At 41.0% G+C, this 3167-nt stretch carries 3 protein-coding genes; 1 reads left to right on the top strand and 2 read right to left on the bottom strand.

All coding sequences use genetic code 11. The features are described 5' to 3' along the window. Positions 1-314: 314 nt before the first annotated feature. Positions 315-1703 carry an HD domain-containing protein gene (locus ACRCJ0_RS11265; protein WP_431390478.1) on the bottom strand — a complete coding sequence of 463 codons (1389 nt, stop codon included), beginning with the start codon at positions 1701-1703 and terminating at the stop codon, positions 315-317. A 62-nt stretch (positions 1704-1765) separates the two neighbouring features. Next, positions 1766-2641, bottom strand: a complete 876-nt coding sequence (locus tag ACRCJ0_RS11270; RefSeq protein WP_431390479.1) for a lipoate--protein ligase family protein — start codon at positions 2639-2641, stop codon at positions 1766-1768. 166 nt (positions 2642-2807) lie between these two features. Here ACRCJ0_RS11270 and ACRCJ0_RS11275 point away from each other — a divergent pair. After that, a partial coding sequence (locus tag ACRCJ0_RS11275) for a DUF1934 domain-containing protein (RefSeq protein ID WP_431390480.1) occupies positions 2808-3167 on the top strand: 360 nt, incomplete at its 3' end.

Genomic DNA, 3167 nt, shown 5'->3' on the forward strand with positions numbered 1-3167 from the left:
GAAACGCTAAAACAAGCATATTGACAAAGGGTGACGTAATCAAGTCAAAGAGGGAAATGATATACTGGCTCACCGCAACAACTACTACAAGCGTGATAGTCAACTTCGAATCCTTGATAAAAAAATCCCTCCTTAATGTTAAGCTTATTTGCTTAAGACTAGTTACTTAAAACTATTTATTCAAAATAGTTTTGACTCTTTCTGGCTCCCAATGTGGTGCTTGGTTTGATTGTCCAGTATCCAAGCCTTTCAGTTCATTATATTAAGTAAATAACAACATTTTATTCTATCTGAAGGCTAGATAAATGTATCCACTAAAATTCATCTACCAAGTTTTCGTCTAGTGGTGTGATTTTACCTGTTTTGGTCATGGCGTGGATTTGCTTCAGGATAGGTTCAAACAAGGTAATGTTGTCACGGTTTTTCCCATAGAATAATTCATTTGGTAAGAATAGTCGTTCATCTCCGCGTTGTTGACCAGTAAAAGCTGCGATTAAACTCGAAGCTTTTGACAATTCAACCATATGGCCATTTTTCTCAACTAATTCAATTTGCGTACGTGGTTTCTCGGCACTTGGTCGGTAGAAATCATACGGTAAGTCAAAGCGCGAGTTCATAGCAACATAGTATTGGATGTCGTAGCCTAATTTGCCCACTAAGTCGATCAATACTTTCACGTCTTCTTGGTTTTCAACCTCGTTGTAAGTGACTGACTTAAATGGTTTGCGGTTAACAAAGCGGTCAGCTAAATCTCGCAAGACTGGGTCTTCTGCATAGAAAATCCAGTGTTGGAAATAAGTTTGTAAGACCCCGTCATCTAGGCGCAGGTAGTCTTCTAATGTCCAGTCCTGAGTAAAAAATGGTTCTAAGAATGAAGCGTGGGTATCATGGCTAGTAAATTGGTCTTTCGTGAGGAACAATTCCTGTGCACGTTTCAGTAAGTGGTGTAGTAGCATCTCCATACCTCGTGATACAGGATGGAAATAGACCTGCATATACATTTGATAGCGGCTAGTAATATAATCTTCTACCGCATGCATGCCATTATAATCAAAACGAATACCGTCCTCATAAGGGTGCATCACACGTAGAATTCTGCTTAAATCAAAATTACCGTAATTCGTCCCAGAGAAATATGAATCACGTAATAGGTAGTCCATTCGGTCAGCGTCTATTTGACTAGAAATCAACTGAACAACTTGCGGATTTGGATAGGTTTTATCAATAACAGACGCTACTTGTCTTGGGAAATCAGCGGATACCCCACGTAAAATCTGGTTGACCTCAGTGGCTTCTGACAAAATGATTTCTCTTGTCATGGTTTCGTGGTCAGTATTGAAAATATTCTCAAAGGTATGGGAGAAAGGTCCGTGACCAATATCGTGTAAGAGTGCAGCACATAAGACGACCAGTCGCTCACTATCGTCCCAAGCGCCACCATCTTCAACGGCATAATTTCGTACAAATTTATCACAAATCTTTCGAGCAATTTCATACACACCCAATGAATGGCTAAACCGTGAATGTTCCGCACCGTGGAAGGTATAAGAAGCCGTCCCCATTTGTTTAATTCGGCGTAGGCGTTGCATTTCTTTAGAATTAATCAGGTCCATAATTACCTGGTGTTGGACGTGAATGTAGTCGTGCACGGGGTCCCGAAACACCTTCTCGGGTATGCGTTTACTCGCTTCTGCAATACTCATAACAGTCTCCTTTGTCAAATTCTGCCTCTCTATATTTATACGTGAAGGCGGGTGGTTTCTATCTATTGATTTGCTAATATATCGTAAAGGCCTTGGTTTCGTTTCTGCATTCGTTCGATATAAGTCGCCGTATCTAAAGCCTCTTGACTTCGTTCGTCTAATTCAACCCCAGCATCTGCAATCACCGTTAACAGGTCATCGACAAATTTTTCGACCGTATCAATAGGTGCAAAGTCAGACAAGTTGGCCATAACATTAGGGTCCACGTTTGGATACCGGCCTTTTTCATCTTTAACTGCTTGACCGGATTTGTACATATCAGCGACTAATTGGCCGCGACTGGCTTGGTCTCCGCTGATTGACATGTATAGGTAAATCCCTACCGCATGACCGATTCTACGTTGGGCAATACCGGCTACTTTTTGCCCATGAATGGATATGTCAAATTTACCAGGGCAGTAGGATGTCGCGACTTCGCCAACCTCTAGTGATACACCATGTGCGTCCATCATTTCTTGTAATAGTGCGACGATAAATTCATAAGCCTGATCAATGGTAAAGGCTTGATTTTTGGTGTCCATCAATAGAGTCACGTTCAAGACATTTGGGTCAGATACCACCGCTAAACCACCAGCAGGACGTACTACTGGCAAAATGGCTTGGCTTTCATACAGCCAAGTCACAGCCTGATTAAAGTCTGGTAGCCTAGTGTCCACCCCCCCAAGGATAACAGTTGGGCGGGTTGGCCAGAAATGAATGGCTAATGGGGCTTCAAAAGTTTCTTGGTTAATGGCATTCAAGATGGCATCATCAACCGCAAAGGGTAGCAAGGCTGCATCTGCCTCCTCTAAACCATAGGCTTGATTATTTTTAGTAATGTCTTTATAGACCGCCATAGTCAGCGGTTTGTCGCTTGTTTTAAAGTCGTCAAACATCATGTGATAGTCCTTCCCGCTAATTTGTCTATATTGTACCATAAAAGTAGCTATTTCCCCTATTTGACGGCGGTTTCAAAGGTATCTAATCTTTGAAGTATAAGCGAATCGTGTTAGAATAGGGGAGGTCAAATATACAAGAAAAATTGTAATTAGAGGAGGTTGCCAAATGGCAAATGCTGGTAAACAAGCAATCCAGTTAAAGGTTAAAAACTATATCCAACAAGATCGTGATGGCCAACAAGTTCAAGAGGAATTTACCACTAAAACAAATGGTTACTTCTATGAAGTAGGCGAGGCTATTTATGTAGAATATGAAGAAAAAATCACCGAGAACATCGTAGCGGTTCGTTTAAAATTTGAAACTAACGATAAAGTGACTATCCGTCGTCAAGTGAACGGTACAGAAACGACAATGAATTTAGTCAAAGGTAAAAAAACGGATATCCTCTACCATGTGACAGGTGCACAAGCAATTACTTTCCAAGGACAATTAAATTTACTTAATGTAGACCAAAACGATGCGGAA

The organism is Aerococcus sp. L_32, from assembly GCF_050689315.1.

Coding starts and splice junctions, on each gene's coding strand:
- ACRCJ0_RS11265 (WP_431390478.1), bottom strand. CDS start 1,703: ATGAGTATTGCAGAAGCGAGTAAACGCATACCCGAGAAGGTGTTTCGG.
- ACRCJ0_RS11270 (WP_431390479.1), bottom strand. CDS start 2,641: ATGATGTTTGACGACTTTAAAACAAGCGACAAACCGCTGACTATGGCG.